Source organism: Chloroflexota bacterium, assembly GCA_026708035.1.
Taxonomy (GTDB): Bacteria; Chloroflexota; UBA11872; order UBA11872; family UBA11872; genus JAJECS01.
Genome location: JAPOVQ010000025.1, coordinates 78,446 through 104,111 on the forward strand (window position 1 = coordinate 78,446; position 25,666 = coordinate 104,111).

At 64.7% G+C, this 25,666-nt stretch carries 15 protein-coding genes and 1 pseudogene; 7 read left to right on the forward strand and 9 right to left on the reverse strand.

Annotation, left to right across the window (positions count from 1 at the left end; genetic code table 11):
- Positions 1-12 precede the first annotated feature (12 nt).
- Entirely contained in the window at positions 13-1,332 is a 1,320-nt protein-coding gene (locus tag OXG33_10545; protein ID MCY4114361.1) for an extracellular solute-binding protein, read from the reverse strand.
- Between the two features lie 100 nt (positions 1,333-1,432).
- On the reverse strand, positions 1,433-2,335 hold the full coding sequence (locus OXG33_10550) for a carbohydrate ABC transporter permease (protein ID MCY4114362.1): 903 nt from the start codon (positions 2,333-2,335) through the stop codon (positions 1,433-1,435).
- A gap of 175 nt (positions 2,336-2,510) precedes the next feature.
- Here OXG33_10550 and OXG33_10555 point away from each other — a divergent pair, with 175 nt between their 5' ends.
- Positions 2,511-3,662 carry a Gfo/Idh/MocA family oxidoreductase gene (locus OXG33_10555; protein MCY4114363.1) on the forward strand — a complete coding sequence of 384 codons (1,152 nt, stop codon included), beginning with the start codon at positions 2,511-2,513 and terminating at the stop codon, positions 3,660-3,662.
- A gap of 24 nt (positions 3,663-3,686) precedes the next feature.
- Here the strand turns inward: OXG33_10555 and OXG33_10560 are convergent, their stop codons facing one another.
- A complete protein-coding gene (locus tag OXG33_10560) occupies positions 3,687-4,457 on the reverse strand; it encodes a methyltransferase domain-containing protein (protein MCY4114364.1) in 771 nt (256 codons plus the stop codon).
- A gap of 91 nt (positions 4,458-4,548) precedes the next feature.
- Here OXG33_10560 and OXG33_10565 point away from each other — a divergent pair, with 91 nt between their 5' ends.
- From OXG33_10565 to OXG33_10580, 4 genes are read left to right on the forward strand one after another with little or no spacing between them, the layout of a single operon-like run.
- A complete protein-coding gene (locus OXG33_10565) occupies positions 4,549-5,586 on the forward strand; it encodes a membrane dipeptidase (GenBank protein MCY4114365.1) in 1,038 nt (345 codons plus the stop codon).
- A gap of 41 nt (positions 5,587-5,627) precedes the next feature.
- Positions 5,628-6,764 (forward strand): Xaa-Pro peptidase family protein, encoded by a 1,137-nt coding sequence (locus OXG33_10570; GenBank protein MCY4114366.1) that lies wholly within the window; start codon positions 5,628-5,630, stop codon positions 6,762-6,764.
- A gap of 38 nt (positions 6,765-6,802) precedes the next feature.
- A complete protein-coding gene (locus tag OXG33_10575) occupies positions 6,803-7,549 on the forward strand; it encodes a hypothetical protein (GenBank protein ID MCY4114367.1) in 747 nt (248 codons plus the stop codon).
- Positions 7,546-8,424: an SMP-30/gluconolactonase/LRE family protein gene (locus tag OXG33_10580; GenBank protein MCY4114368.1), complete on the forward strand. Its 879-nt coding sequence runs from the start codon at positions 7,546-7,548 to the stop codon at positions 8,422-8,424. Before OXG33_10575 ends, OXG33_10580 begins: the two co-directional genes overlap by 4 nt.
- A 101-nt stretch (positions 8,425-8,525) precedes the next feature.
- Here the strand turns inward: OXG33_10580 and OXG33_10585 are convergent, their stop codons facing one another.
- From OXG33_10585 to OXG33_10600, 4 genes are all read right to left on the reverse strand, one after another.
- Positions 8,526-9,566, reverse strand: coding sequence for an ABC transporter permease subunit (locus OXG33_10585; protein ID MCY4114369.1), 1,041 nt, complete (start codon positions 9,564-9,566; stop codon positions 8,526-8,528).
- Positions 9,563-10,477 carry an ABC transporter ATP-binding protein gene (locus OXG33_10590; GenBank protein ID MCY4114370.1) on the reverse strand — a complete coding sequence of 305 codons (915 nt, stop codon included), beginning with the start codon at positions 10,475-10,477 and terminating at the stop codon, positions 9,563-9,565. The genes OXG33_10585 and OXG33_10590 overlap by 4 nt, the downstream gene beginning before the upstream one ends.
- Before the next feature lie 154 nt (positions 10,478-10,631).
- Positions 10,632-11,555 carry a phytanoyl-CoA dioxygenase family protein gene (locus OXG33_10595; GenBank protein MCY4114371.1) on the reverse strand — a complete coding sequence of 308 codons (924 nt, stop codon included), beginning with the start codon at positions 11,553-11,555 and terminating at the stop codon, positions 10,632-10,634.
- A 636-nt stretch (positions 11,556-12,191) separates the two neighbouring features.
- Positions 12,192-12,791: a hypothetical protein gene (locus OXG33_10600; GenBank protein ID MCY4114372.1), complete on the reverse strand. Its 600-nt coding sequence runs from the start codon at positions 12,789-12,791 to the stop codon at positions 12,192-12,194.
- A 1,287-nt stretch (positions 12,792-14,078) separates the two neighbouring features.
- On the opposite strand from OXG33_10600, the gene OXG33_10605 reads away from it, so the two are divergent.
- Entirely contained in the window at positions 14,079-17,771 is a 3,693-nt protein-coding gene (locus OXG33_10605) for a hypothetical protein (protein ID MCY4114373.1), read from the forward strand.
- A 1,007-nt stretch (positions 17,772-18,778) separates the two neighbouring features.
- Here OXG33_10605 and OXG33_10610 read toward each other — a convergent pair.
- Complete coding sequence (locus OXG33_10610) at positions 18,779-18,988, reverse strand: hypothetical protein (GenBank protein ID MCY4114374.1); 210 nt, start codon at positions 18,986-18,988, stop codon at positions 18,779-18,781.
- A gap of 534 nt (positions 18,989-19,522) precedes the next feature.
- Complete coding sequence (locus tag OXG33_10615) at positions 19,523-19,672, reverse strand: hypothetical protein (protein ID MCY4114375.1); 150 nt, start codon at positions 19,670-19,672, stop codon at positions 19,523-19,525.
- A 2,032-nt stretch (positions 19,673-21,704) separates the two neighbouring features.
- Here OXG33_10615 and OXG33_10620 point away from each other — a divergent pair.
- Positions 21,705-23,129, forward strand: a pseudogene (locus OXG33_10620) (cadherin domain-containing protein).
- The last annotated feature ends 2,537 nt before the right edge of the window (positions 23,130-25,666 follow it).

Sequence of the window (25,666 nt, forward strand, 5' to 3'; positions counted from 1 at the left end):
CGAGCGGACGGCCTAGCCGCTTACCGATTCGTTCCATTCCGTCTCGGTGCGGTCCAGGACCTCCTGATAGGAGGCGGTCCCGTTGATGGCGTCGTGGATGTGCCCAACCAAGATCAGGCGCTCATCGCCCAGGCCCTCGGAGCCTTGCGCGCCCTCAAACGTGGCCCACTTGACCGCCTCGCTGACAAGACCGCTCATCTTGCCCTCCGAGTAGGTGGGCGTCGCGTTCTTGTTCGCGGGAACCTGGTTCCCCAGTCCTGCGAGCAGCGAATTGCCCTCGACGCCGGCGATCCATGCCAGGAAGTCGAAGGTCTCCTGCGGGTGCTCCGTGCGGTCGGCGATGCTGTTGCGCCAGCCGAAGGTGAAGCCGGCCCGCTTGGCGGGGCCCTCCAGCGGCGGACCAACGAAGAAGCTGAGATCTTCGCGCTCCAGATAGCCGTTGAAGTGCGCGGAGTTGTCGTAGAACATGCCGCTCAAGCCCGAGCCGAAGTTCTCGATCAGCGTTTGCTCGGTGCCGTTCAGGCTTCCCGGCGCGACCATGCCTTCCTTGAGCTCCATGTCGAGCACGTAGCTCAGCGCCGCCAGGCCTTCCGAGGTATTGGCCTCGAAGGTGAGGTCGTCGTCGTTCTCAACCTGTCCGCCCGCCTGCCAGATCTGCGGGTACAGGTGGCTGTAGACCTGCGGATTCTCCAGGCTCCAGGCGTGCGAGATGCCGTACTGGCCGGCGTCCGGGTTCGTGATCTGCTTGCCGATCTCGATGTGCTCGTCCCAGTTGTCCGGTGGCCCGTCTACGCCGGCGGCCTCGAACGTACCCTCGTTGTAGTGGGTAAGCCCGGTGATCGTGGACATCGGGACGACGACGATCTCGTTCCCGATCCGGTTCTTGAGCGGCTCGGCGTAGTCCGACCAGTCGAAGTTCGCCGCGTTGGCCATGCTCTCGACTTCGCGAATCATGCCCTGGTCCCAGAAGTCACCGATCTGCCAGAAGCCGATTTGGATGGCGTCCGGCAGGGCTCCGGCGGCGTGCAGGGTGATCATCTTGTCCTGGGCCTGTGAAAAGCCAAGGTTCTGGGGCTCGACCTGGATGTGGGGCATGGCCGCGTGGAAGGCGTCCAAGATCTCTGCGGCCGGGCCCTCTCCGACCTCGGAGAACGCCCAGTTCAGGTACTCGATCGTGACGGTTTCCCGTTCGCCGCCGTCCATGGCGGCCTCGGTCATGGTTTCAGCCTCGTCCTCGCCGCAGGCCGCCAGCAGCGACGCCGTCGCCGCTCCAACGGCTACGCCAAAGCCGGCAGCCATCAGTGAGCGCCGGCTGAATTTGCGTGGACTCATACACACCTCCTGTCGAACATGGTTTCGGGCGCTCGGCCCGCGGTGCCCAGCGCCTCCGTCGATCAGCGTTTCCCGATACGCCACCTCCTCACGTGCACGGCTACTGCTTGACGGCCCCGAGGGTCAGTCCCGACACCAGGTACCGCTGCGCCAGGGCGTAGAGCACGAGCAGCGGAATGCTGGCGATGACGGACGCGGCCAGCATCTGATGCCAGTCCACGTTTTGCTGTCCGATGAGCGTGACGATGCCCAGCGGAATGGTGCGCATGTCGTCGGACACCGTCAGCTGCACGGCAAACAGCAAATCCTGGAACGAGAGAATGAAGGCGAAGACCCCGGTGGCCACGATTCCCGGCAAGGCCAGGGGGCGCATGATCGTCCAGAGCATGCGCAACCGGCCTGCGCCGTCGATGAACGCGGACTCTTCCAGCTCGATCGGAATGGTGGCGAAGTAGGTCGTCAACATGAGGATGGCCAGCGGCAGGGCAAACGCGGCGTAGGTGATGATCAGCGCCAGGTGGGTGTCGTAGAGCCCAAACTGCCGCACCAGCGCAAAAAACGGGATGATCATGGCGACCGGCGGAATCTGCTGCGTGCCCACGACAAAGAACTCCAGCAGTCGTTTGCCGCGAAAGGCAAAGCGCGACATGCCGTAGGCCGCAAGCGCTCCCAGGGTGATTGCAAGCAGGGTGGTAGCGCCGGCCACGAAATAGCTGTTGAGAAAGATTCGAAGCCACAGGCCCTTGCCGAATACCTTGCCATAGGCCTCGAGGGTCGGAGTCGGCGGCAGCCACTCGGCCGGATGCTTGAAGATTTCCCCGTTGGGCCGAATCGAGTTGGTGATCAGCCAGAAAATCGGATACAGCACGACGACGGCGAGGGCGAGAAGAATCAGTCCCCGGATGATGATTTCGAAATGGGACGGCCAGCGGCGCAACGCCCCCCGGCCGGCTGCCGGTGCCCCGCCGGCGCCAGGTTGTCGAGCGACTGCATTGCGGATCATGGTGCACACCCACGATCACCAAAGCTCGCCGCTGAGCCCGGGATCAACCCCCCTGCAGACGGCGCGAGTATACGCCGGGTGCCAACTAGCTGCGAACGAACTGCCCAGAGGCTGAAACTGCGGCCCCGTACAATGCGGACTCGCCGTCCGGCGGACACATCCGAGGAGTTCCACCTTGGCGCGCAGGGTCAGCGTCGGCGTCTTGGGCATTGGGACAGTCGCCGAGCTGTTCTATCTGGAAGCCATCGTCAAGCATGGCGATCGCGCGGAGCTGACAGCGCTTTGCGACGTCGTGCCGGGCCGGGCGCAGGCCGCCGCCGACAAGTGGGGCGCCAGGGCCGCGTTCACCGACCTGGGGGAGATGCTCGCGTCAACCGACGTCGAGGCGGTGCTGGTGCTGACCAAGCACAGCCAGCACTACGCCCACGCCAAGCAGGTGCTCGAAGCCGGTCGGCATCTGGGCATTGAAAAGCCCATTGCGGCGACGTTCGAGCAGGCGACCGAGATCGTGGAATTGGCGGAAGCGCGGGGTCTCAAGCTGGCGGCGGCGCCGGCGATGGCCTTCGAGCCGGTGGCGCGTCGCGCCGAGGCCCTAGTCGCGGGAGGCGCCATCGGCCGGGTGGCCGCGGTGCGCACCCACATGACCGCCAATCCCGCCGACCGGGAAACCGAGTGGCGGCGGATTGGGCCCAACCTGGCCCGGATCGATACGCCGCCAACCGATCAGACGTGGATGTACCAAGCCGGTGAGGGCGGTCCGCTCTTCGACCTGACGCCCTATCAGCTCATTCCGCCCACGCGGCTCCTGGGTCCGATCAAGCGCGTGGGCGCGCTCGCCGGCATCGCCGTTCCGGAGCGAGTTTCCGGGAGCGGACCCACAAGAGGGGAGCGGTTCGCCACGACGGCCCCGGACAACGTCGTGATGCTGCTCGACTGGGGCGACGACCGCTTCGGCACGGTCTATTCGGGATACCTGCCGGCGAACTTCCGCGGGCCGCACACCGAGTACTACGGCGACGCGGGGGTCCTCGCGGTGAACGGCGGCACCGGCGTCGACAACCTCGAGCTCTACCGCACCGTCTCCGGCGGCCGTGAGAGCCGTTGGGAGGCGGTGGGCGAGCCGAACGACGGCTGGGACGTCGTGGAGCGCGCGGGCGCGATCACGCATCTGGTCGATTGCATCGCGGACGATGCCGAGGTGCAGCTCTCCGCCCGCCAGGCGTTGCACATCCTCGAAGTGATCGCCTTGGTGCACGAGTCGAGCGCCAGCGGCCAGTTTCTACCGACGACCACGACGTTCGAGTTGCCGGGGACTATTTCCGCCTAGGCTGTCGGGCCCGGCGACTCGACGCTACGCGCGCGAGTCTTCGTGGACGTAGACCGAGACGTGCTTGGTGCTGGAGGCGTCGAATGGCGACCGGCTCCAATTCGCCCAGCGCGCGTGCAACCGCAGCCCCGCGAGCTGAGCCATCAGGTCGAGCTCCGACGGCCAGGCGTACCGGATCTGAATGGGTCGCATGTCAATTGATCCGTCCGACATGAAGATGACTTGGCTAGTGATGCGCTGGGCCACTGGGTCGTGGCTGGCGGCATCCAGCCGGACGTGATCGAGGCCGACCTCTCCGACGCTGAGCGATCGGTTGCGTTGAAACCGCGCCAGGTCCGGCACGAACGCCTCGATCACGAACGCCCCATCCGGCTTGAGGCGCTCTGCCACGTTGCCGAAGCAGCGCACCTGGTCCGCCTGCTTCAGCAGCACGTAGAACGTGTTGAACACAACGAAGATGAGGTCGAACGGTCCCGGACGACCGACATCGGCGAAGTCGCCCATCGTGACCGGAATGTCCGCGCCGCACGGCTTTTCCCGCAGCTTCGCCACCATGCCTTCCGACAAATCGATGCCCTCGACGGCCACTCCCTCGGCCGCCAGCGGGAGCGCGAAGCGACCGGTTCCGATCCCCAGCTCGAGCGCACGGCCTCCACGAGCGAGGTCGGCGAGAACCGCGATTTCGGACGAATTGGCCGCTGGGTGGATGTCGTCGTAGATCTCGGCCCACTGGTCGCCGTAGATCTCGGCCCACTGGTCGCCGTAGATCGCCGGATCGACTGATTCGTTGGACATAGCTGTTCCCGATTATGCGGCACTCTCGATCGGCGCTACGCCCATGGCGCGCGTCTGCGATGCTTAGTCAAGCGGACCGAGGAGCAGCATCATGTCCACCGATACGCCTCCGCAGCGGCCCGGCGGATCGCCGCCCGTGCTGAGCGACGGTCCGGTCATCGACCTGCTCGGTGGCAACCTCGGCTCGGTCATCCCCCCGAGTGACGCGCCGGCGGCCTACGGGGACCACGTCAGGCGCGGCGGCGTGAACGTGATTCACGTCACCTTGGGGCTCTACGCGCGCGATATCGAGCACCTGCTCGACGACTTCTTCGACGCCTTCAATCTCTGCGAGCAGATGGACCACAAGCTCATGCTCATTGAGCGGATGGCCGACATCCACGCGGCCCATGTCTCGGGAAGACTGGGGCTGATCCTTGGGTTCCAGGGTTTGGACGTTTTCCGTCACAACACCCAGTTCATCCCGATATTTCACCGACTTGGCCTGCGAGTGGCTGCCCTCACCTACAACGAGGTGAACCAGCTGGGCGCGGGCTGTCTCGAGCCGCGAGACGACGGCCTAACCCTCCTAGGGATTCGCATGGTGCGCGAGCTGCGGCGCGCGGGGATCGTGTTGGACCTGTCGCACGCGGGCGTCCGAACGTCGCTGGAGGCCATCGAACGCTACGACGGCCCCGTGATGTTCACGCATTCGAACGCCGACGCCGTCACGCCCAACCCGCGCAACCTGACCGATGATCAAATCCGCGCCGCGGCCGCCACGGGCGGCGTCGTGGGCTTGGCGTCCTATGCCCCGTTCTGCCACCAGGACGACAAGGACACCCTTGACTTGGACGACTTCTTCCGCCACATCGACTACATCTGCGAGCTGGTGGGACCGGAGCACGCGGCCATCGGGTCGGATATCACGCCGCAATCGAAGGTGAAGTGGGAAAACGCCACCAAGCGCATGTACCCGGACATGGTCGGACGCTACGTGCTGGAGACCGAATACGTGGAAGGGCTCCACACCCACGCGGAGTTCCCGGCCATCCGCGAGGGTCTGCGGAAGCGTGGGTATGCGGAGGACGAGATTCGGGGAATCCTGGGAGGAAACGCCGCCCGTGTGCTCGAGCAGATCTGGGGCTAGGCCCCCGACGACAGACGAACCGTAGGCGCAAGGACCGTCCCGTGCTGCTCAACCACGCTCGCGCCCTGGAGTTGATGAGTCTTGACGGCGTCGACGTCCTGGTCCTGACGCAGCCCAACAACTTCCTCTACTTCTCGGGCTTCACTCAGGTCAACTCGTTCTCGTTCATTGATCGCCCGGCCATCTGCCTCTTCTTTGCTGATGCCGCGATCGATCCAGTCGCCATCATTCCGCGCTGGAACTATGAGGCATTCGTCAGGACCAGTTGGATTGGCGACGTCGTGGTCTACGCCGAGCACGCCGCCCCGGGCAGTCGCGCCGAGGCCGGCGGCTGGCGGCGGGCGCTGCGCACCGCGCTTACCGATTGCACCGACGCGCGGTCGGTGGGCGTGGAAGAGAAGGCGATCCCCAAGTGGATCATGGACGAGGTGACGGCGGCCTGCGCCGACCGCGCGGTGCGCGACTGTAGCGAGCTGATCCGGCGCATCCGCGCCGTCAAGACCGCCGACGAACTTGGGCACCTGCACGCGGCGGCGGGAGTCTTGGACGCCGCCACCGCCGACATGCTGGCGGCCGCCCACACCGGGGTCAGTGAGGCCGAGTTGGCGGCTGCGTTTCGAGCCAGCGTCGGGCGGCAGGGCGCGGAAGGCATCAAGAACTTCGTGCTTGGGTTCGGCCGCGAAACGGTCATCACGCACAAGCTGCCCGGAAGCCGCCGACTGGCCGACGGCGACCTGATCCGCTTCGACCTGGGCGCGTTGGTTCACGGCTACCACGCCGACAATGCGCGCTCCCATGTGTGGGGAGCGCCGAGCGCCGCGCAGGAGGGTCTCTACGCGGCCGTGATGAAGGGCCAGACCCAAGGCGAGGCCCTGCTGCGGCCGGGCGTGACCGCGGGCGAGATCTACGCCGCCACGGTGGACGGCCTGCGGCAGTCATTGCCCGATGCGCGCCCGGAGCACGTGGGGCACGGGATCGGCGTGGAGCACCACGAAAGCCCGGCGCTGATCCACGGCAACACGCAGGCGCTGGAACCGAACATGGTCATCAACCTCGAGACCCTCTACCACGACGCCGAGTACGGGGCATTCGCGGTCGAGGACACGTATCTGATCACGGCGGACGGCCACGAGCGATGGACGCATCTGTCCCGAGAGCTGGGCCTGGCGGCGGCCTGACGGTGGGCCGGGTTTTCGGGCATGCGGGCTGGGCGGTCATGCAAGTGGTCCGCAACTTCGGCACGCTTGGCCTCCGGCTGAATCTCCTCTGGTTTCTCGCCGCGCTGCCGTTGCTTCCGGCGGTTGGCGTTCCGGTCGCGATTGCAGTGCAACAAGCCGCAAGCGGCTTCGACTCGCCGCAAACTCCGCTGATTCTGGCCCTCGCACTGCTTGGCGCCACGGTCGCGGCGTGCCTGTCGGCCGGACCCGCGACGATGGCGCTCGTTCAGTCCGCGGCGCGCTTCGTGCAGGGCGACGAGATTGGCATCGCCGATTTCTGGCGGGCCCTGCGGCGCCATTGGCCGCGAGGCTGGCTGGTGCTCTACGCGGACCTCCTGGTGCTCTACGCGCTGGTCTTCGGTTTCTACTTCTACTTGAATTCCGGGCAGCTTCCGTTGCAAGCGCTGGCATTCGTGGCGCTGTACCTGACGCTCGTCTGGGTCGGCGCGCAGGCCTATCTGTTTCCCCTGGTCATTCGGCCCGAGGTATCGCTGCAGCATGCGTTTCTGGGCGCGTTTGCGATGGCTCTCGGTCGCGTCGGGCCGTCCGCCGCGTTCGTGGTGGTCGCCACTGTGGCCATTGGCGTGAGCGTGGCCTTTGTGCTCCCGCTGATGGTCTTGGCGCCGGTTACCCTGGCCTTGGTCGGACATCGAATGGCGCACGACCGGTTTGGCGGGCCGTTAGGCGAAACGCCGGAGACTGAGCCCGGCTATTCACGGCCCGCAGCCGCAGGAGGTAGGCAATGAGTGAATCCACGGCAGTCGAGCTGGTGGCCGACGCGCATGCGATCGTCGGCGAGGGTCCGGTGTGGGACGCCTCCACGGGCCTCCTGGTCTGGGTCGACATCGAGGGCAAGCGCATTCACGAGTTCGACCCGGCAACGGGCACGAACCGGGAGATCGAGGTCCCGCAGTGTCCCGGCGCCGTGGTGCGCCGTGCGTCGGGCGGCTATATGGCCGCAGTGACCAATGGCTTCGCCTCCATCGATCGCGACGGCCGGTTCGAGCTGGTCGTGCCGGTCGAGGCCGACTTGGCCGAGAACCGCATGAACGACGGCAAGTGCGACCCGCAGGGACGGTTCTGGGCCGGCACGACGCGCATGACCCACGACGCCCCGATCGGCGTGCTCCACCGGCTGGACACCGACCTGTCGCTGCATCCCATGGTCGACGAGCTCTGGGTGTCCAATGGGCTCGACTGGACCGACGACGAGCGGCACATGTACTTCATCGATTCGTTTGGGGGGAGCGTGGACGTCTTCGACTTCGACGCCGCAACCGGCGATATCGCCAATCGCCGTCCGCTCATCGATGTGCCGGAGTCATGGGGCACGCCCGACGGCATGACGCTCGACGCCGAGGGCTATCTCTGGGTGGCGTTCTGGGGCAGCAGCCGCGTGCGGCGATTTGATCCAAAGGGCCGGTTGGACCGCGAGATCACGCTGCCCGTCACGCAGGTCACAAGCTGCGCCTTCGGCGGACCTGATCTGCGCGATCTCTACATCACCAGCGGAGCGCGGGGGCTCGACGCCGAGGCGCTCGAGCGCGAGCCGCATGCGGGCGGTCTATTCCGCGCGCGGCCGGGGGTTCAGGGGCGTCCGGCGTTCGAGTTCCGGGGATAACGTCCCGGGGCAGACGCAAGATCGCGTAGGGGCGGTTCGCGAACCGCCCCTGCCAGGCACGCGCGGCCCGTGAAGTGCAGACGCCCGCTCGACGCGCCCCGCTACCCGCCCTTGGCGCCGGCGACGTCCTTGCGCTGGAACAGTATGAAGGCGAGGCCGCCGAGGATGACGATATATCCCAGCATCACCATCGCGGCGGGCAGAGGGTCGGGCATTTCGCCGACGCCCCCCGCGCCAAACGAGAAGTCGCCGAGTTCCAACCAACCGCTGGTCACGCGCCCGAGGACAAAGTTGGAGATTCCCTCAAACCAATCGAAGTTGACCAGGATGCCGACGACGATTGACTCAATGACGTAGTAGCCGACGCCGATTGCAATGCCCATTCCCGACGATGAAGTCAGCACCGACATCAGCACGGCCAATGCCACATACGGCAAATAGGTATAGATGAGCTTGCCGAACGCGATGGCAAAGTCGGACCATTCCCCGGCCCCAGCCAGCTCGCCGCCTTCCAGCGTGAGGGACGCGATCACGCTGGCAACGCCGACGGTTGCCAAAACGGCGGCGCTCAGGCCGGCGCTCGCGAGCATGATCACCAGTGTCTTGGCCGCGAGCAGCTGCCACCTGCCGACCCCCTTCACCAGGACGGTGCGCAGGGTCCCCCAGCCGTATTCGGTTCCGGCTGTCGACGCCGCCAGAATCATCATGAGAATGACGCCGAAGAAGGCCAACGAACTGGCCAAGGCAAATGTGAGGCTGTTGGGAAGCAACAGGGCTTCCCGGATGTCGTTGGAGTCCTCGTTGACGGATTCACAGCGTTCGGCAAACTCCTGCAGGCCCCTGGCGATGTTCTGCTGTTCCTCCCGGGAGAATCGCTCGATGTCGATGGGGATTTCGCCCCCCTCCATGTCGCGAAGATCAGCGCAGGTGAACTCGATCTCGACGGTTTCCCCAGCCGTATCGGTTGCGTCGAACGAAATGCTCGATTGATTGGCGGGCCCTCCGCTTTGGGCGAAGGCGTAGGTGCTCCAGAAGATGAGCTGCGAAATGGCCACGCCGATGATCAGCAGAATCCACGGCATCCGGCGGCGGTGCAGCTTGAACCACTCCCAGCGCGTGAGCCTGAGGACGTGCCCGATCATTGGATCTCACCCGCGACATCACCGGTGACTTCGAGGAAATACTGCTCCAGCGACACTTGGAGCGGCGTGATCTCCGAGATATAGACTCCCGCTCGGCCCAATGCCTCGCTCAACTCAGGCGTTCGGTCGTGCGGCGCCGTCACGATCAGCGCCTCGCCCTCGATCCGCACGTCCTCCACCCAATCCAGCGCCGCGAGAACCTCGACCGCCTTTGCGTCGTCGGATGTCCGCAGGCGGACTTGCTCCTGCGGCTGCAGCAGGTCGCCGACGGCGCCCTGGGCGATCACCTTGCCCTTGGACAGGATGGCGACGCTGTCGCAGATTTGCTCCACCTCGTTGAGCAGGTGGCTGGAGAGCAGCACCGTGCGGTCGGCGCTTCCCAGGCTGCGAATCAGGTCGCGCACTTCCGCCATGCCCGCCGGGTCCATGCCGTTGGTCGGTTCGTCCAGGATCAACAGCTCGGGATTGCCCAGCAGGGTGTAGGCCAAGCCCAGCCGTTGCTTCATGCCCAGCGAGTAGGTCTGGAAGCGGTCGCCCGCGCGGTCGGCCAGCCCGACTTGCTCGAGCAGATCGTCCAGCTCCTTGGGCGAGCCGCGTCCAGAGATGCCCTGGAAATAGGCCAGGTTGCGGCGACCGGAGAGATACGGATAGAAGTACGGCTGCTCGACAATGGCGCCCACGCGATGCAGGGCCTCGGCGTGGCTCGTCCCTGAGCCCAGCAGGCTGAAGCTGCCCGAGGTCGGACGCACCAGGCCCAGCAGCATGCCGATGGTGGTGGTCTTGCCCGACCCGTTGGGCCCAAGGAGACCAAAGATGCGCCCGCGGGGCACTTCCAGCGAGAGTTGGTCCACGGCCAGGATGTGACCGTAGCGCTTCGTCAGGGCATCGGTCTGGATGACGAGGTTGTTCAAGACGGTCCTGTTCGCGTCAACGAGATTTCCCGGAAAGACGCCACATCATACGAGGTCAAGACGAATCCATGTGAAGGAATGCATATGCTGGACGCGGCATCGGTCACCGGCAAGAGTTCGCCCGCCTCAGCGAGCCGGACTCCGCCCTCAGCAGCTACAGCGCGAAGGTGTCGGGGCCGGTTCGGCGCCAGTCGGGGCGGTAGCCCTCTTTGGCGTTGAATCCCATGGACGGGAACACCTGTTGCGGCGTGCGCCACGGCCATGCCTGCCCGCCGATGACGCGGTAGTCGTCGTCCCTGCCGCACAGCCAATAGAACATGTGCGCCACGAAGATTGCCGTGCGGTGGCCGCCGTAGTAGGCGGTGTGAAAGTCGAAGTCGTCTTCCACGATCCAGTCCCGCTGCGGCTCCGCCGAGCGCCAGTAGTTGTATTTCAGCATCCGCCGTCGGCCGGTCGAGGTGGAGACGCCGCGCCGGTGCAGGATGCTCTGGTGGTGGATGCCGATCGTCCCGGCGGGTCCTTCGAGCAGGACGCCTTGCTCCTCGAAGTCGCGCTTGTTGGGTCCGATGTGGGTGCCGGGAAAAACCTCCGTGGGCCCCATCCCGGCGGGCGTGTCCTGAGGAAAGTAGAAGACTTCCAAGAATTTGAGCTCGGGGCCGAAGATGTGATCCGCGTCCTGATGCCAGCCCTGCGCCGGCATGGGGCACTCGGCCAGATGGTGGCTGGTGATCACCGGCAGGCCGACGCCGGCGCCCAGCAGGGATCGCAGCGCGCCCGCGAGCTGCGGATTCAGCAGCACGTGCTCGATGAACCAGTCCTCGAGCAGGATCGAGCTGGGTTCGTGCGAGTCGCGGATGCGCTCCAACTCCTCCAGCGTCAACCCCGGCGGCATCTTGAACGGGTTCAGCGGAATCTTGCCGTCCAAGTAGTCGCAGCATTTCTGGTTGATCTCGTCCGGCACGACGCCCTCGAGGAGCAGGTGCCCGTCGCGGCAAAACTCAAGCACCTGGCTGTCGGTGAGGGTGGGCGCGCAGTCGAACGTGCGGGCTTCGCTGTCGTACTCGACGTTGGATGACATGGGCGACGGTACCCGGTGTGGCCGTGGTGGCCCATTTTATGCAGCTTTGCGGGTGCGCGGAGCCTCCGGCGGCGGCTCGGAGTGAAGCTGTTGGGTGTCCGGCGCCCAACGCCGGACCAAAGCTGCTGCCTAGCCTGGTACCCCCGGTAGGAATCGAACCTACAACCTTCGGATTAAGAGTCCAGAGTCTCGGGTGCTCGGGAGCTTTCCCCGGCGGGGACCAACCCCTGCCACACCTGTAATCCGCTGCGCCGAGTGTCGCGCCAGGGCGCCCAGCGGGGCGCAAAGTGGGCCCAGATGTTGGCAGGACGTTGGCAGCCCGGGTCGCGTGGAGCGCGGAGCGTCCGCTGCAAGGCAGTCTGTCCGCTGGCCCCAACGAGGAAGCGGAGGAAACGTCGCGTCGCTTGGCGACTGGCGGGTGCTGGCTCGCCTGGTCTGGCGGCGGCTCGGCTGCCGGCCGACGCGGAAGGTCTGGCTTGGCAGTTTGCCGCGAGTGGCTGTGCTTCGTCACGGAGGTTGGTGGAGCGGCCAGCAGGCCGGTTGCGTGAGGCTCAGTGCCTGCGGCCGTTCGTCGCACGACGGGTCCGTCGGTGGCCATAGCCAGCAACGGCCTGGCCGCCGATTGGCGAGTTTCCCTTAGGGCGGCGTTGCTCGGCCGAGCGCGTCGTAGCCCCAGCAGACCACGGCGCCGTCGGTGGTCACGCCGCAGGTGTGCCCAATCCCCGCGCTGACGGCGACGAATTCTCCGTCCGGCGGCGTGGCCTGGCCGGCGGCGTACTTGGGTGCTTCTTCGTCGGGACCGGCGCGGTCAGGCGCGAGGGAACCACCGCTTCGATCCACCCTGGCGGTGCTGAGGAGATCAACGTTGGAACCCCAACAGGCCACGGAGCCGTCGGCTCTGACCCCGCAGGTGTGCACCCCACCGGCGCTGACCGAGTCGAACTTCCCCGTGGGCGGTGCGGATTCGCCGAATTCGTTACGTCCCCAGCATGCGACCGTACCTTCCGCTCTCACTCCACAGGTATGCGACCCGCCGGCGCTGACGGAGGCGAACTCCCCCGCGGGCGGCGTGGCTTGCCCGTGGTCGTCATTGCCCCAGCAGACGACCAGACCGTTAGTCGTGATACCGCAGGTGTGCACCCCGCCGGCGCTGACGGAGGCAAACGCTCCGTCGGGCGGCGTGCTCTGGCCAAACTTGTCATTGCCGCGGCAGGCGGTGCTGCCATCGGTTCTCACCCCACATGTGTGCGTTCCGCCAGCGCTGACGGCCGCGAATTGCCCCCAGGCCGAAAAATTACGATTGCCCCAGCAGACGACGCTCCCGCCGGTCTTGACTCCGCAGGTGTGTGTCCACCCGGCGCTTACGGAGATGAACTTGTCCCTGGGTGGCTTGGATCGGGCCCAGGGCTCGAATCGGTCGTATCCCCAGCAGACGACGGAACGGTCGGCCTTTACGCCACAGGTGTGCACGCTCCCGGCACTCACGGAATCGAACTTCACCCCAGGCCGGCTAGAGCGGGTCGATGACGGCTGGTTCTCGGATGGCGAGGTGTCGTTTTCGGCGGCCACAGCGCGGCGGTCCGCGACGGTCGCAGAGGTATCACCGGAGCTGCCGTTGCCACAGGCGGGTAGAGCGCAGGCGATGAAAAGCGTGGTTAGAGCAAGAGTCCAAACCGGCCGGCGCCACCGCCGACGGCTAGGTGGCCTGTTCACTGACGGCGCCGGCGAACTCAATGAGATGAGCACTAGCGCGGTGCGACGAAGCGTCACTGCGACGGCCTCCTGCCGAAATTTTCGCACGTTGATCTGCGCCCGGGTCCGAGATTCTCGTGAAATGTCGATACCATCACGATCTCTCCAGATCGATTAGTCTGCTCCATATCATCTCCGTGCGGATGTGCGCGGATCTGCGCGCCTTGAGCCAGGTCCGTGGGTGCCCGCGACTTCCAACTAACCACAAGCGGACAGTGGGCGAAGCGGCTTGCGAAACCTATCGGTGCGGCCGATTCCGGAAAAAGGCTGGCGGCCCGAGTGCCGCCGGCGCCATCCGACGGGCCAGGCAAGACCGCGTCATCCGGCGTTGACGGCGGGCCAGCCCGGTGACAGTATTCCCGCACATCGATCCATTCGTGAGTGAATCTTCCTATTGAAAGCTGAGGCCTCATTCGCAGGCGAGATGCGCTTCTCCCTGAGGCAGTCGCGATTCGGGGACCGGAGACGCTGACCGACCATCTGGTTTGGGCCGCACGCCGGAAGAGGTTCCGCGCGCGTGACTACGCCCAACGGGCTGGTGCCGAATGGTGTTGGCGACCGAATCCTGAGAAAACCGGGCGACCTACCCGAGTTGCGGCCCGCTTCCGATACCAGACATCGGCACCACCGTTCGATTCGGGAATGGATTTGCGGGCCGCCCGCCTGAAAACTCCTCAGCTGTCTTATCGCCAGCTCACTGGATTGACGCGCACGGGACTGGGGGAGAGTCGGTGCGAAAGACTTTAGCCGACTCGGGCTGCCGGATTGCACGTGCATAGCGTCAAGTCGGCGCTGCTTGGCATGGAATCGGCGCCCTGCCGCATGCTGGCATCCGCCCGCCGATGGTCTATGGGACACGTCGGATGGGTCGCGCTTCCGGGTGTCACCCTGATTCTCGCCATTGCGGGCTGTGATGGCTCCGAGCCGACCGGGGAAGCTCCGCCCGTCCCCACGACCGCCGCGCACGTGGACACGGCGGCGGTCGTGGCCGTCGGCACGCCGACCCGGACGGTGTCGCCCATACCAACACCCGATACAGCGGCCCCGACCGAGTCGCCCACGCCCGGTCCCAACCCTGACCGGAAAGTCCTGGTCGCGCTCTATCACGCGACGGACGGCCCAAATTGGCGCAAGAGCGCCAACTGGCTCAGCGAGACGCCCTTGGATGAGTGGCACGGCGTCACCACGGACGCCGATGGCCGGGTCACGGACTTGCGGCTCTTCCAGAACTGGCTACGCGGTGAAATCCCGCCCGAAATAGGACGCCTTACTCGGCTGCGCTGGCTCTCTCTTGTAGACAATGAATTGCGGGGAGCCATACCACCTGAGCTGAGCCGTCTTGCCAGCTTGGAGTATCTATGGCTCGACCACAACGAGCTCACGGGGGCGCTGCCACCCGAGCTGGGCGAGCTTCCCAAACTGAGAGTGCTGAGTGCACTTGGCAATGGCCTGACTGGACCGATTCCGCCGGAATTCGGCAGCCTTGCCAATCTGGACGCCCTGGATCTGCGGGGCAACGGGCTGAGTGGGGCGATTCCGCCCGACCTCGGCAAGCTCGCCCGGCTCTCGGAGCTGAACCTCGGGTATAACCAACTCAGCGGGCCGATCCCGCCCGAGCTCGGCGAACTCGCCCGGCTCGCGGAGCTGGATCTCGCGCACAACCAGCTCAGCGGGCCAATCCCGCCGGAACTCGGCCGCCTCGCGAACCTGCAACAGCTGGACCTCTCGGGCAACCGGCTCAGTGGAGAGATCCCAGGCGAATTGGGCAGCCTCGGAAAGCTGACCTGGCTGTACCTCAACGGCGGCAATCGGTTCACGGGGTGCGTCCTCAAGGAAATCCGGGACATTCCGGGCGACGCTGCCAAAGTCAATTTGCCAGTGTGCCTGGACAGCATCAGCCCGCGCCCCACTCCGGCAGCGACGCCCACGCTCGCCCCACCACCGGTCGCCTCGGTGACGTCGGCGCCGGCCCCTGCCCCGGGCGTCGCCGAGGACCGAGAGGCGCTCATCGCGTTCTACCACGCAACCGACGGACCGAACTGGGTCGACAACACCAACTGGCTGAGCGATGCGCCGCTCGGCGAATGGCGCGGGGTCACGACCGACTCGGAGGGCCGGGTCACGGAAATAGAGCTCGGGAGTAGTCGCTTGAGCGGCGAACTTCCCCCCGAGCTCGGCCGTCTTGCCAAGTTGGAACGGCTGACCCTCCCCGGCAACCAGCTGAGCGGAGCGATTCCGCCGGCACTGGCTCGGCTCTCCAACCTCAAGTCCCTGAGTCTTGCCGTCAACGGGCTCCGTGGGCCGATCCCTCCCTCGCTTCGCCACCTGGTGGCGTTGGAAGTGTTGCTCCTCGGCGGCAACAGTCTCGTTGGGGAAATTCCACCCGAGCTAAGTCAGCTGTCCAACATGAAGGCTGTGAGCCTGGCGGGCAATCAGCTGATTGGGCCGATCCCGCCGTCGTTGGGCCGCCTTGCTGACCTGCGAGTGTTGAAACTCGACGGCAACCGGCTACGCGGAGCGATACCCCCCGAACTGGGCCAACTCTCGAAATTGCGGGAACTGACCCTTTCGGGAAATCAGCTGGATGGCGCGATCCCTGCCGCGCTGGGTCGCCTCGCCGAGTTGGAAGCGCTGGTGCTGAGCGGCAACAACCTGAGCGGGGCTATTCCACCCTTCCTCGGCCAGCTCACCAACCTTGTCGTGCTGAGTCTCGCGTTCAACAATCTCAGTGGGGCAATTCCGCCGGAGTTGGGCGGCCTCTTCAAGCTGTGGTCGCTGGATCTCCGGAGCAATCGGCTCGACGGATCGATCCCCCAGGAGTTGGATGGCCTGGAAATGCTGTCGAAGCTGCTTCTTGGCCAAGGCAACAACTTCACGGGCTGCATCCCCGCGGGACTGCGCGATGTATCCCGCAACGACCTCGTCGCGCTCGCCCTGCCATTCTGTAGCGCCACCGAGGTCTCAGGCATCGAGGCGGCGCGGCCCGCGATCGTCTCCGACCGCGACGTCCTCGTTGCGCTCTTCCACGCAACCGACGGGCCGAACTGGGTCCGCATCACGAAATGGCTGACCGACGCGCCGCTCGGCGAGTGGCATGGGGTCACGACGGATTCAACCGGTGCGGTCACGGCGCTGCGGCTCAACGACAACCAGTTGAAGGGGGAGATCCCCCCGGAGCTCGGCCTTCTCTCCGCGCTCGAGGAGCTGTCGCTCGGCCAGGATCGGCTATATGGAGCGACACCAACCGAGTCGGTCGGCTTCCATGAGTCGATATCAGGCGGGCCGGGCACGAGCCGACTGAGTGGGCCAATCCCGACCGAGCTGGGCCAGCTGGTCAACCTGCAGCGGCTGAATCTTTCGGGCAACCAGCTCAGCGGGCCAATCCCGACCGAGCTGGGACAGCTGAACAACCTGCGGGGACTCTACCTCGACGAAAACCAGTTAAGCGGGGCGATCCCGCCGGAGCTTGGCCTCCTGGTCAACCTGACGACGCTGTCGCTTGGCGCGAATCAGTTCAGTGGCCAGATCCCATCGGAGCTCGGAAACCTCTCCAAGCTCCGGACTCTGGGCCTATATCGGAACCAGCTTAGTGGGGGAATTCCGTCGGAACTCGGCCGTCTCTCCGCACTCGAGGTGCTTTCGATCAGTCAAAACCAGTTAGACGGAAAGATGCCATCCGAGTTGGGCGGCCTCACGAACCTGCGAGAGTTGAGACTCTATGAAAACCAGTTGGACGGCGCGATCCCGCCGGAGCTGGGTCAGCTGGTCAGCCTGCAGTGGCTTTTCCTGGGCGAGAACCAGCTGAGCGGGACAATCCCGTCGGAGTTTGGCCTCCTTATCAACCTGACGACGCTGTCGCTCTCTGGAAACCGGCTCAGCGGCCAGATCCCACCGGAGCTCCGAGGTCTCTCTAATCTCCGACGGCTGGGCCTTTCGTCGAACCAGCTCAGCGGGGAGATTCCGTCGGAACTCGGCCGTCTCTCCGCACTTGAGGCGCTTTCGCTCAGCGACAACCAACTGGATGGAGAGATTCCATCCGAGCTGGGCGGCCTCGCCAACCTGGAAATGCTCGAACTCAACACGAATCAACTGAGCGGGCCAATCCCGTCCGAGCTGGGCCAGTTGGTCAACCTGTCGGCGCTTGTCCTGGGCGCGAACCAACTGACCGGGCCAATCCCGACCGAGTTGGGCCAGTTGGTCAACCTGTCGGCGCTTGTCCTGGGCGCGAACCAGTTGAGCGGGGCGATCCCGCCCGACTTGGGCGGCCTGAGCCGCCTTCGTTATCTCGATCTCTCGGAGAATCAACTGACTGGGGAGATTCCGACAGCGTTGGGCAACCTGGACCTAACGAATCTGCGCCTCGGCGGCAACGACCAGCTGACCGGTTGCATCCCCGGTGGGCTTCGGGATGTCTTTTTCATCGACTTTGCCGAACTCGGACTGCCGTTCTGCGCGGATAGCTGAGGCCGGGGACATCCCGCGTCGGCCGGGTTTTCATGCCGCGTGTCGCGCGGCCCGGCAATGCCGGTCGAGTTGGTCGGGGGCCACGCGTCGCGACCGCACGCCGCGCCCAATGAAGCTGGTCTGCTGGAACCTGGCCCACCCTCGAAAGTCATGGAAACCGCTGGTCCAGATGGACGAAGGGACCGCGGTGGCGGCGAAATGGCAAAGGTCGGACCGGATGCTGCCGGAGCCATCCCGCGGCCCGGTTAAGCCCGCGTCGTCCGGCGGAACCGCCCTGTTGCGCGATCGGTCGACTCGCAAGCTCGCGGTGTTGCCGAACCGAGCCTAGTAGCGTCGCGGCGGGCGCAACCAAGGCCAGACCGCAGGGAGGACCGCCAACGAGAGCTGAGCCGCGGCGGCCGACGCTGACAGCGAGCCGGTAACGTGAAAATATCCCCGTACCTCAATCACTTCATGAATAATCCTTCGTAACAGAACTAGTGACGTCGCGGCAGGTGCAACTAAATTCAGACCTGGAGGGAGGACTGACAACGAGAACCGAGCCGGGATCGTCGACGTTGACAGCAGGCGAGCAGAGTGACAGTATCCACGCACTTCGGTCGATTTATGAATAATTCTTCGTAACGGAAGCTGAGGCGGGATCCGTGAGTGGGCTGCACCGATTGAGTTCACGAAAGGCGAGGCCAAGGTCCGAATCCAGACCTGAACGGGCTGGGGCCGGCTCAATTTGACGGCGCCTGGTTTCACGGACTGTCGATCCGCGTCGATATTCCCGAGGGCGTTCGCGCCATCGGAAATCCCGCGATCTGACGCCGGCTGATGGCGTCCCCGGCGGCAATGATCACCGAGCTGCGGCGCCAGCCGCGATGGCTGCGGGTGGCCAGTGCCGTGCTGACGGTGCTGTTCCTGCTGACCTTTGCCGTCACGAGCTATGGACCACTGGTGATGGCGCAGGAGGGCGGCGAAGAGGCGGGAGTCCGGCCTCGCGACGATGCGCCGTCCGGGTGTTACCGGGAGCCGGACGCGGGAAACATCATCGTCTGTCCGTCGGTGGACATCAGAGTCTCAGATTCCGCGATCGACATTGGCGGCTCCACCACCCTCAGCTGGAGCAGCACCTGGACGACCAGACGCTCCATCAACCAGGGAATCGGGAGCGTTGATCCCAACGACAGCCGCACCATCCGCCCCACCAGCAATACGCAATACACGATCACGGCCTATAGCCCGGCCGGTTCGCACACGGACAGCGTCTCGGTCACGGTCCGACAGCTTCCACCGGCCCCATCGGGATTCAGCGCGGAGGCGATCAGCGATAGCCAAATCAAGCTGACATGGAGCGACGTGCGCAGCGTTGAGGTCTACCACGTGAAGGGCCGAAGCAGCAGCATCACCAGCACTGAGCTAACGGTGGGAGGGCTTGCATGCAACACCAAGTACGACTTCAAAGTGCGGGCGCACGGGGACGGGTCGACCTGGGCGAATAAGTGGGGCCCATATGCCGAAACATCGGGGACGACCGCGGCCTGCCCTACCCCGACCCCAACGCCAGCGCCGACCGCAACGCCAACCGCAACGCCAACAGAACCGCCAACCGGAGGCCCGACTCTCGACAAGCCGCCCGCACCGTCCGGATTCAGCGCAAGCGCCGGAGGCAGGACCAGCATCAATCTGAATTGGAGCTCTCGGAGCGGCATCAGTAGATATGAGGTAGAGCACCGCAAGAGCGACATCTCGGGTTCAAGCACCAGCTATAGGGTGTCGGGCCTGACATGCAACACGTCGTACAGCTTCAAGCTGCGGGCGCGCGGCGACGGATCGACGTACGCGCCTAGTTGGAGCGCGTGGGCCTCCGCCTCGGCGACCACCAACGCGTGCGACTCGCAGTTGGCGGGGAGCATCGCGATTACCTCCGGTAAGCCAACGCACCTGACGCCCCCAAATCCGGACTGCACCAACATTACCTGGACCACTACCGATGCCGAGTCAGCAAGCGTTGATTCCAAGATCAAGACAACGTCGAGTGCGGTTACAAGCACCAATATCAGCACGAGTCTCAATGGGACTGACGAAGAAGTCTGTCCTGAGCGAACCACCACGTACACGCTCACCGCATCCAAGGGGAGTCAAACAATCACTGCCCAAGTGGATGTAACTGTATCTAATGGACATGTCGAGGTGAACCCATCGGAGATCTATGTTGGTAACCGTGCGATCGTAAGCTGGTGGACCAGTGCCCTCAACAACCCGTCCATTGGCCTCGATACAGGAGACCCTAACATCGGCGCTATCGAGGTTGTCGGGAGCCGGCGAGTCTGTCCCACCGCCACAACCAAGTACACCCTCACGGGTAGCAGCCAAGTCGCTGCTAGTAGCAGCCAGGCTGGCGGTAGCAGCCAGGCTCGATCGACAGCTGCGGGCAACGCGGCAGCTGCTTCGACGACCAGCGTTTCAAAGAGTGCCACGCTGACGGTTCATGCATCGTGTTCAGACAAGCCAGGCGACCTGTGCGAGGTTCAAGCACTAACGGTCTCGCTCGGCAACGGCGATCCTGGATCGGCCGATGGTCCGGATACGTTGGTGGCAAAATGGACTGGGCCCGCATTGCCGCTCGGAGGCGGAAAAGGATACTTTGTTCAGTACAAACGCAAAGGCCAAACGTTCCAATCAAGTGGCCATCCGTCCGGTTCCGGCACCTTATCTTGGCCAATCGCTACCACCAGTACAGCACAGCAAGCGCCGCTGAGGGAATTCAGAATTCCTGAGTCGCAGCTAACCGGCGGAACTGAATATCTCATTCGAGTCGCGACTTGCCAAACTCACGCGAATCCACTCAATTGTGGCCCGTGGCGGACGACTAGCACCATAATAGCTGCCGAGTGCGATACGCATAATTTTGTAGTTGACAAAGATCGTCTAAAGCCAGACGGTGCCACCGTGATTGAAGACGAGCTTTGGAGTAAAATCGAAGAATATTTGTCATTGCTTGGCATTCTCGACGACGTATTTGGACGCACGGCTGGGCCACCGGACCCTTGGCATGTAACATCCATCACTCATTTCTGTTTCAATGGCACAAATATAGTCGGCGACGTGGCATTCGAGATTCCGGCTGATTCTGGAGGCCACAGGATACTCAAAGGTAAAAGCGGGTCGTGGACAGACTACATCTATAAGATCGGCTCGCGTGAAATTGTCTCGTCAATCGCGTCTGAAAACCCGAAACTGCACAAAGATAGTCTTACGTTCCACTATAGATTTGCGACTTCTGCATTTTCGATTTCTTGTGCTGAAGGCCCTGGGAATTTCACGGAAGATTTTGAATTTGGTGGTACTCCCGAGGGATGCAACTGGTCGTTAGTAAATACCGATGACAGTAATCGTGTGGGGGTGATCGAAAAATATCAACAAGGGTCCGGGAAAAAGTGTGGGCGCGTGTCCATGCTACCTCCTCACTTTGTGGTAGGTGCGGATGAATCTACATGGTATTGCGATCGCAGCAATTCGGAATCTGCTAGTGCGACGGCGGATGCATCGCAAAACAGCCGGGTGCCAATCGATCACGTGGATGAATCTGAGTCGCGAAATCCCAGGGCGGCTCGGTCCGCCCAGGGCGTTGTCGCTCAACGGGCGGAGGAACAGAGGGTGAGAGAGCGGCTCAAATCCTTGGGCGAAGAGCTCAATCTGGGTGCGCGGCAGAGGCTGACATGGGTATCGTCTGGCGGAGGCTTTGATATCTATCGAAGTGGCCGTGATTGGTCATTTGTGAAAATTGGAGACTGCCTACAACAGGACAGGGTGAATCCATTCTTTGTCCAGGTGACACCTAGCGACGTCAGCGATCTTCCGGCAGGTCGGCGGTCGATAGGATACGAAGTGACTGAATTCACGTTGAATCAACGTGGTGCCGTCGATAATGATACGTGTTATACGATGGTTAGGGTCCCGGAATATGATATTGGCAAAATATCTATAGGCCAATTTGGGGCGGGTAGCCGTGCGAAAACATGGGAAGTCGGCTATGTATCTGGCAATGCAATTCCGGAATTTTCTGAAGATGTGTATACATTCGAGGTTATCGCGATCGCCGCCGCTGGTACCGTAGTTGGGGCATTGGAGGCGTCTGACGTGGACGGCGATTCGGTGAGCTATGCAATCACCCATGGCAATGACGCCGGAAAACTCGCGATCAATGCAACCTCAGGCGCATTGTCGGTAGCCGGGTCGCTTGCAGGGGGCTCAGCGTCGGTCTACGAGTTGACGGTTGCAGCGAGCGATGCGTCCGGCGGCATGAGCTCAGTCGGTGTGACGGTGAAGCTGATTGGGCCAGACTGTGGCAATGGCACGGTGATACCGAATCCGGAGAGCAATCAGGCGTTGGTAGCGGACTGCCGCGTCCTGAGCGCGGCGAAAGCGCTTCTGGAAGGCGCGAGCGGTGACGCCCTCGACTGGAGCGCTGCGACTGCGATCACCCAGCGGGAGGGGGTCACAACCGGTGGCACGCCAAGTCGCGTGACGGGGCTCGACCTCTCGAGCAAGAAGCTTGCCGGGACCATCCCGGCCGCGCTTGGGACGCTGACCGCGCTGACGACGTTGGACCTGAGTTCCAACAAACTCGCGGGGACGATTCCTGCCGAGCTAGGAAGTCTCGCTCGTCTGAGCACTCTGGGTCTCAGCGGAAATCAGTTCAGCGGATGCGTCCCGACCGCCTTGCGCAGCCTGGGGACGGCGATTGACGGTCGCAGCGGATCGCAGGATCTCGCCCAACTATCGTTGCCCTACTGCGACGCGACCGCACCGGCGCCAACAAGCCTGAGCGCCTCGTCTCCAACCGAGACTGGTGTCACCTTGACGTGGGTGGGTGCCGCAAATGATGTGACCCCGACCTATCGCGTCGACTACCGCGTCTCCGGTTCGAATGCGGAGTGGCTGATCGACGCCTTCGACCTCAGCGCCGTGACCCATGAGGTTGACGGCTTGGTCTGTGGAACCTCGTATGAGTTTCGGGTGAGCGCCTTCGGCGATGGGACGTCGACCGTGCTTGCGTGGGGCGAGCCGTCGACATCCTTGACCACGGACACGAGCGCTTGCACGCCGCCCACGTTCGGGGCCGAGAGCTACACCTTCACGGTGAGGGAGCGCGCGGCGATAGGCGCCGTGGTGGGCACGGTCTCGGCGACGGACGCCGATCCGGTGACCTATGCAATCACTGCCGGGAATGAGGCGGGAACATTCGCGATCAACGAGACCAGCGGGTCTATCACGCTCGCGGCGGCGTTGGACTACGACACGACCTCTCGCTATGCCCTGACGGTTTCGGCGACCGATGCGGCCGGCGGCGCCGCGGCGGTGCCGGTGACGATTACGGTGACCGAATTCGACGGCGAGTACGACGCAGACGACGACGGGCTGATAGAGGTGAGGAGTCTGGCGCAGCTTCACGCCATCCGCTGGGATCTGGATGGTGACGGGACCTCCACCCACCCGAGGTTCGCGCTGGCCTTCAACGACGCCCTGACCGGGATGGGCTGTCCCACCACCGGCTGCGTCGGCTATGAGTTGATCGCGGACCTGGACTTCGACACGAACGGCAATGGCGCGGTGGATGTGGCCGACGCCTACTGGAACGACGGGGCGGGGTGGGTGCCCATTGGCACCGGCCACCCGGGATTCACGGCGACGTTCGAGGGGAACGGGCACACGATCGCCAACCTGCGGATTGCGCGGGCGTCCACGAACGACGTGGGGCTGTTTGGCCGCATCGGCACGGGGAGCGTGATCCGCAATGTCGGGCTGCGGGCGGTGGACGTTGCGGGGCGGGAAGACACCGGGAGCCTGGTGGGCGAGAACTACCGGGGAAGGATCCAGGCCAGCTATGCGACCGGCGCGGTGGCGGCTCGCGGCAGCAACAGCGGGGGGCTGGTGGGGCGGAACAGCGGCACGATCGAGACGAGCTATGCCCGGGTCGCCGTGGCGGGTGTGAGATTCACGGGCGGCTTGGTGGGCGAGAACGCGGGCACGATCCAAGCGAGCTATGCAACGGGCGCGGTCAGGGGCACGGACGACGTTGGAGGCCTGGCGGGGCGGATTGGGGGATCGGTCACCGCGAGCTATTCGACCGGCACGGTGACCGGCAACAGCCGCGTCGGCGGCCTGGTTGGTGATCGCACGAGCAGAGTGACGGCGGGCTACTGGGACACGGCGACGAGCGGGCAGAGCCGGAGCGGCGGGGGCGTGGCCAAGACCACGAGCGAGCTGCAGACGCCCACCGCTTACGCCGGCATCTACGCGGACTGGAACCTGGACCTGGACGGGGAGACGGGCGGGGAGAACCCGTGGCACTTCGGGACAACGAGCCAGTACCCCGCGCTGCAGGTGGACTTCGACGGTGACGGCACGGCGAGTTGGGCCGAGTTTGGCGAGCAGCGCCCGGCGCCCGACGCGTCGCGGGTGGACTACGACGCGGATGACGACGGGTTGATCGAGGTGGCGAACCTGGCGCAGCTCAACGCGATCCGTTGGGACCCGGACGGCAATGGGTTCGCCACCGATCCCGGCTACGCGGCGGCGTTCCCGCGCGCGCCGCCGGGCATGGGCTGCGCGACCAATTGCACGGGCTATGAGCTGACGGCGGACCTGGACTTCGACACCAACGGCAACGGCCTGGTCGACCTCAATGAAGCCTACTGGAACGACGGGGCGGGTTGGGAGCCAATCGGCGCCTCCCGCCCGAGATTCGCCGCGACATTCGAAGGCAACGGGCACGTGATCGCCAACTTGCGGATCGCGCGGGCGTCGACCAACGACGTGGGGCTGTTCGGCTTTGTTGACCGGATCGGCGTGGTGCGCAACGTCGGGCTCGTCGGGATCGACGTGCGCGGGAACAGCGATGTCGGCGGATTGGTGGGGGAGAACGCCGGCACGATCCAAGCCAGCTACGCGACGGGCGCGGTGGTGGCGGGGGGCGCGAACAGCGGCGGCCTCGCGGGGCGGAGCTACGGCACGATCCAGACCAGCTATGCCCGGGTCGCGGTGACGGGCACGGACGACGTTGGCGGCTTGGTGGGCGAGAACGCGGGCGCGATCCAAGCGAGCTACGCGACGGGCGCGGTCGGGGGCACCCGTAACGTTGGCGGCCTGGTGGGAGAAAAGACGGGCAGCGGAACGATCAGCGCCAGCTACGCGACGGGGGCGGTGACGGGCGACCACGGGACTGGGGGACTGATCGGGACGAACACGAGCGCGATCACGGCGAGCTACTGGGACACGGCGACGAGCGGGCAGAGCCGGATCGGTGGGGGCGAAGGAAAGACGACGAGCGAGCTGCAGACGCCGACGGGGTACAGCGGCATCTACGCGGCCTGGAACGTGGACCTGGACGGGGAGACGGGCGGAGAGGACCCGTGGCAGTTCGGGACGACGAGCCAGTATCCCGCGCTGCAGGTGGACTTCAACGGCGACGGGACGGTGAGTTGGACGGAGTTTGGGGACCAGCGCCCGGCGCCGAATACCGCCCAAGTCGACTACGACGCGGACGACGACGGCTTGATCGAGGTGGGGAACCTGGCGCAGCTGCATGCGATCCGGTGGGACCTGGACGGCAATGGATTCGCGACGGAGGCGGGCTATGCCGCGGCGTTCCCGCGGGCGCCGCCGGGGATGGGCTGCGCCACCGGCTGCACGGGGTATGAGTTGATCGCGGACCTGGACTTCGACACGAACGGCAACGGCGTGGTGGATGTTGCCGACGCCTACTGGAACGACGGCGCGGGGTGGGTGCCCATTGGCACCGGCCCCCCGGGATTCACGGCGACGTTCGAGGGCAACGGGCACACGATCGCCAAACTGCGGATCGTGCGGGCGTCCACGGACGAGGTAGGGCTGTTCGGGCGCAT

Bases quoted from the DNA above. Each gene is read 5' to 3' on its own strand.
- OXG33_10580 (MCY4114368.1), top strand. From the start codon at position 7,546: ATGAGTGAATCCACGGCAGTCGAGCTGGTGGCCGACGCGCATGCGATC.
- OXG33_10560 (MCY4114364.1), bottom strand. From the start codon at position 4,457: ATGTCCAACGAATCAGTCGATCCGGCGATCTACGGCGACCAGTGGGCC.
- OXG33_10595 (MCY4114371.1), bottom strand. From the start codon at position 11,555: ATGTCATCCAACGTCGAGTACGACAGCGAAGCCCGCACGTTCGACTGC.
- OXG33_10575 (MCY4114367.1), top strand. From the start codon at position 6,803: ATGCAAGTGGTCCGCAACTTCGGCACGCTTGGCCTCCGGCTGAATCTC.
- OXG33_10565 (MCY4114365.1), top strand. From the start codon at position 4,549: ATGTCCACCGATACGCCTCCGCAGCGGCCCGGCGGATCGCCGCCCGTG.
- OXG33_10545 (MCY4114361.1), bottom strand. From the start codon at position 1,332: ATGAGTCCACGCAAATTCAGCCGGCGCTCACTGATGGCTGCCGGCTTT.
- OXG33_10585 (MCY4114369.1), bottom strand. From the start codon at position 9,566: ATGATCGGGCACGTCCTCAGGCTCACGCGCTGGGAGTGGTTCAAGCTG.
- OXG33_10615 (MCY4114375.1), bottom strand. From the start codon at position 19,672: ATGCTCCCCGCCAACTGCGAGTCGCACGCGTTGGTGGTCGCCGAGGCG.
- OXG33_10550 (MCY4114362.1), bottom strand. From the start codon at position 2,335: ATGATCCGCAATGCAGTCGCTCGACAACCTGGCGCCGGCGGGGCACCG.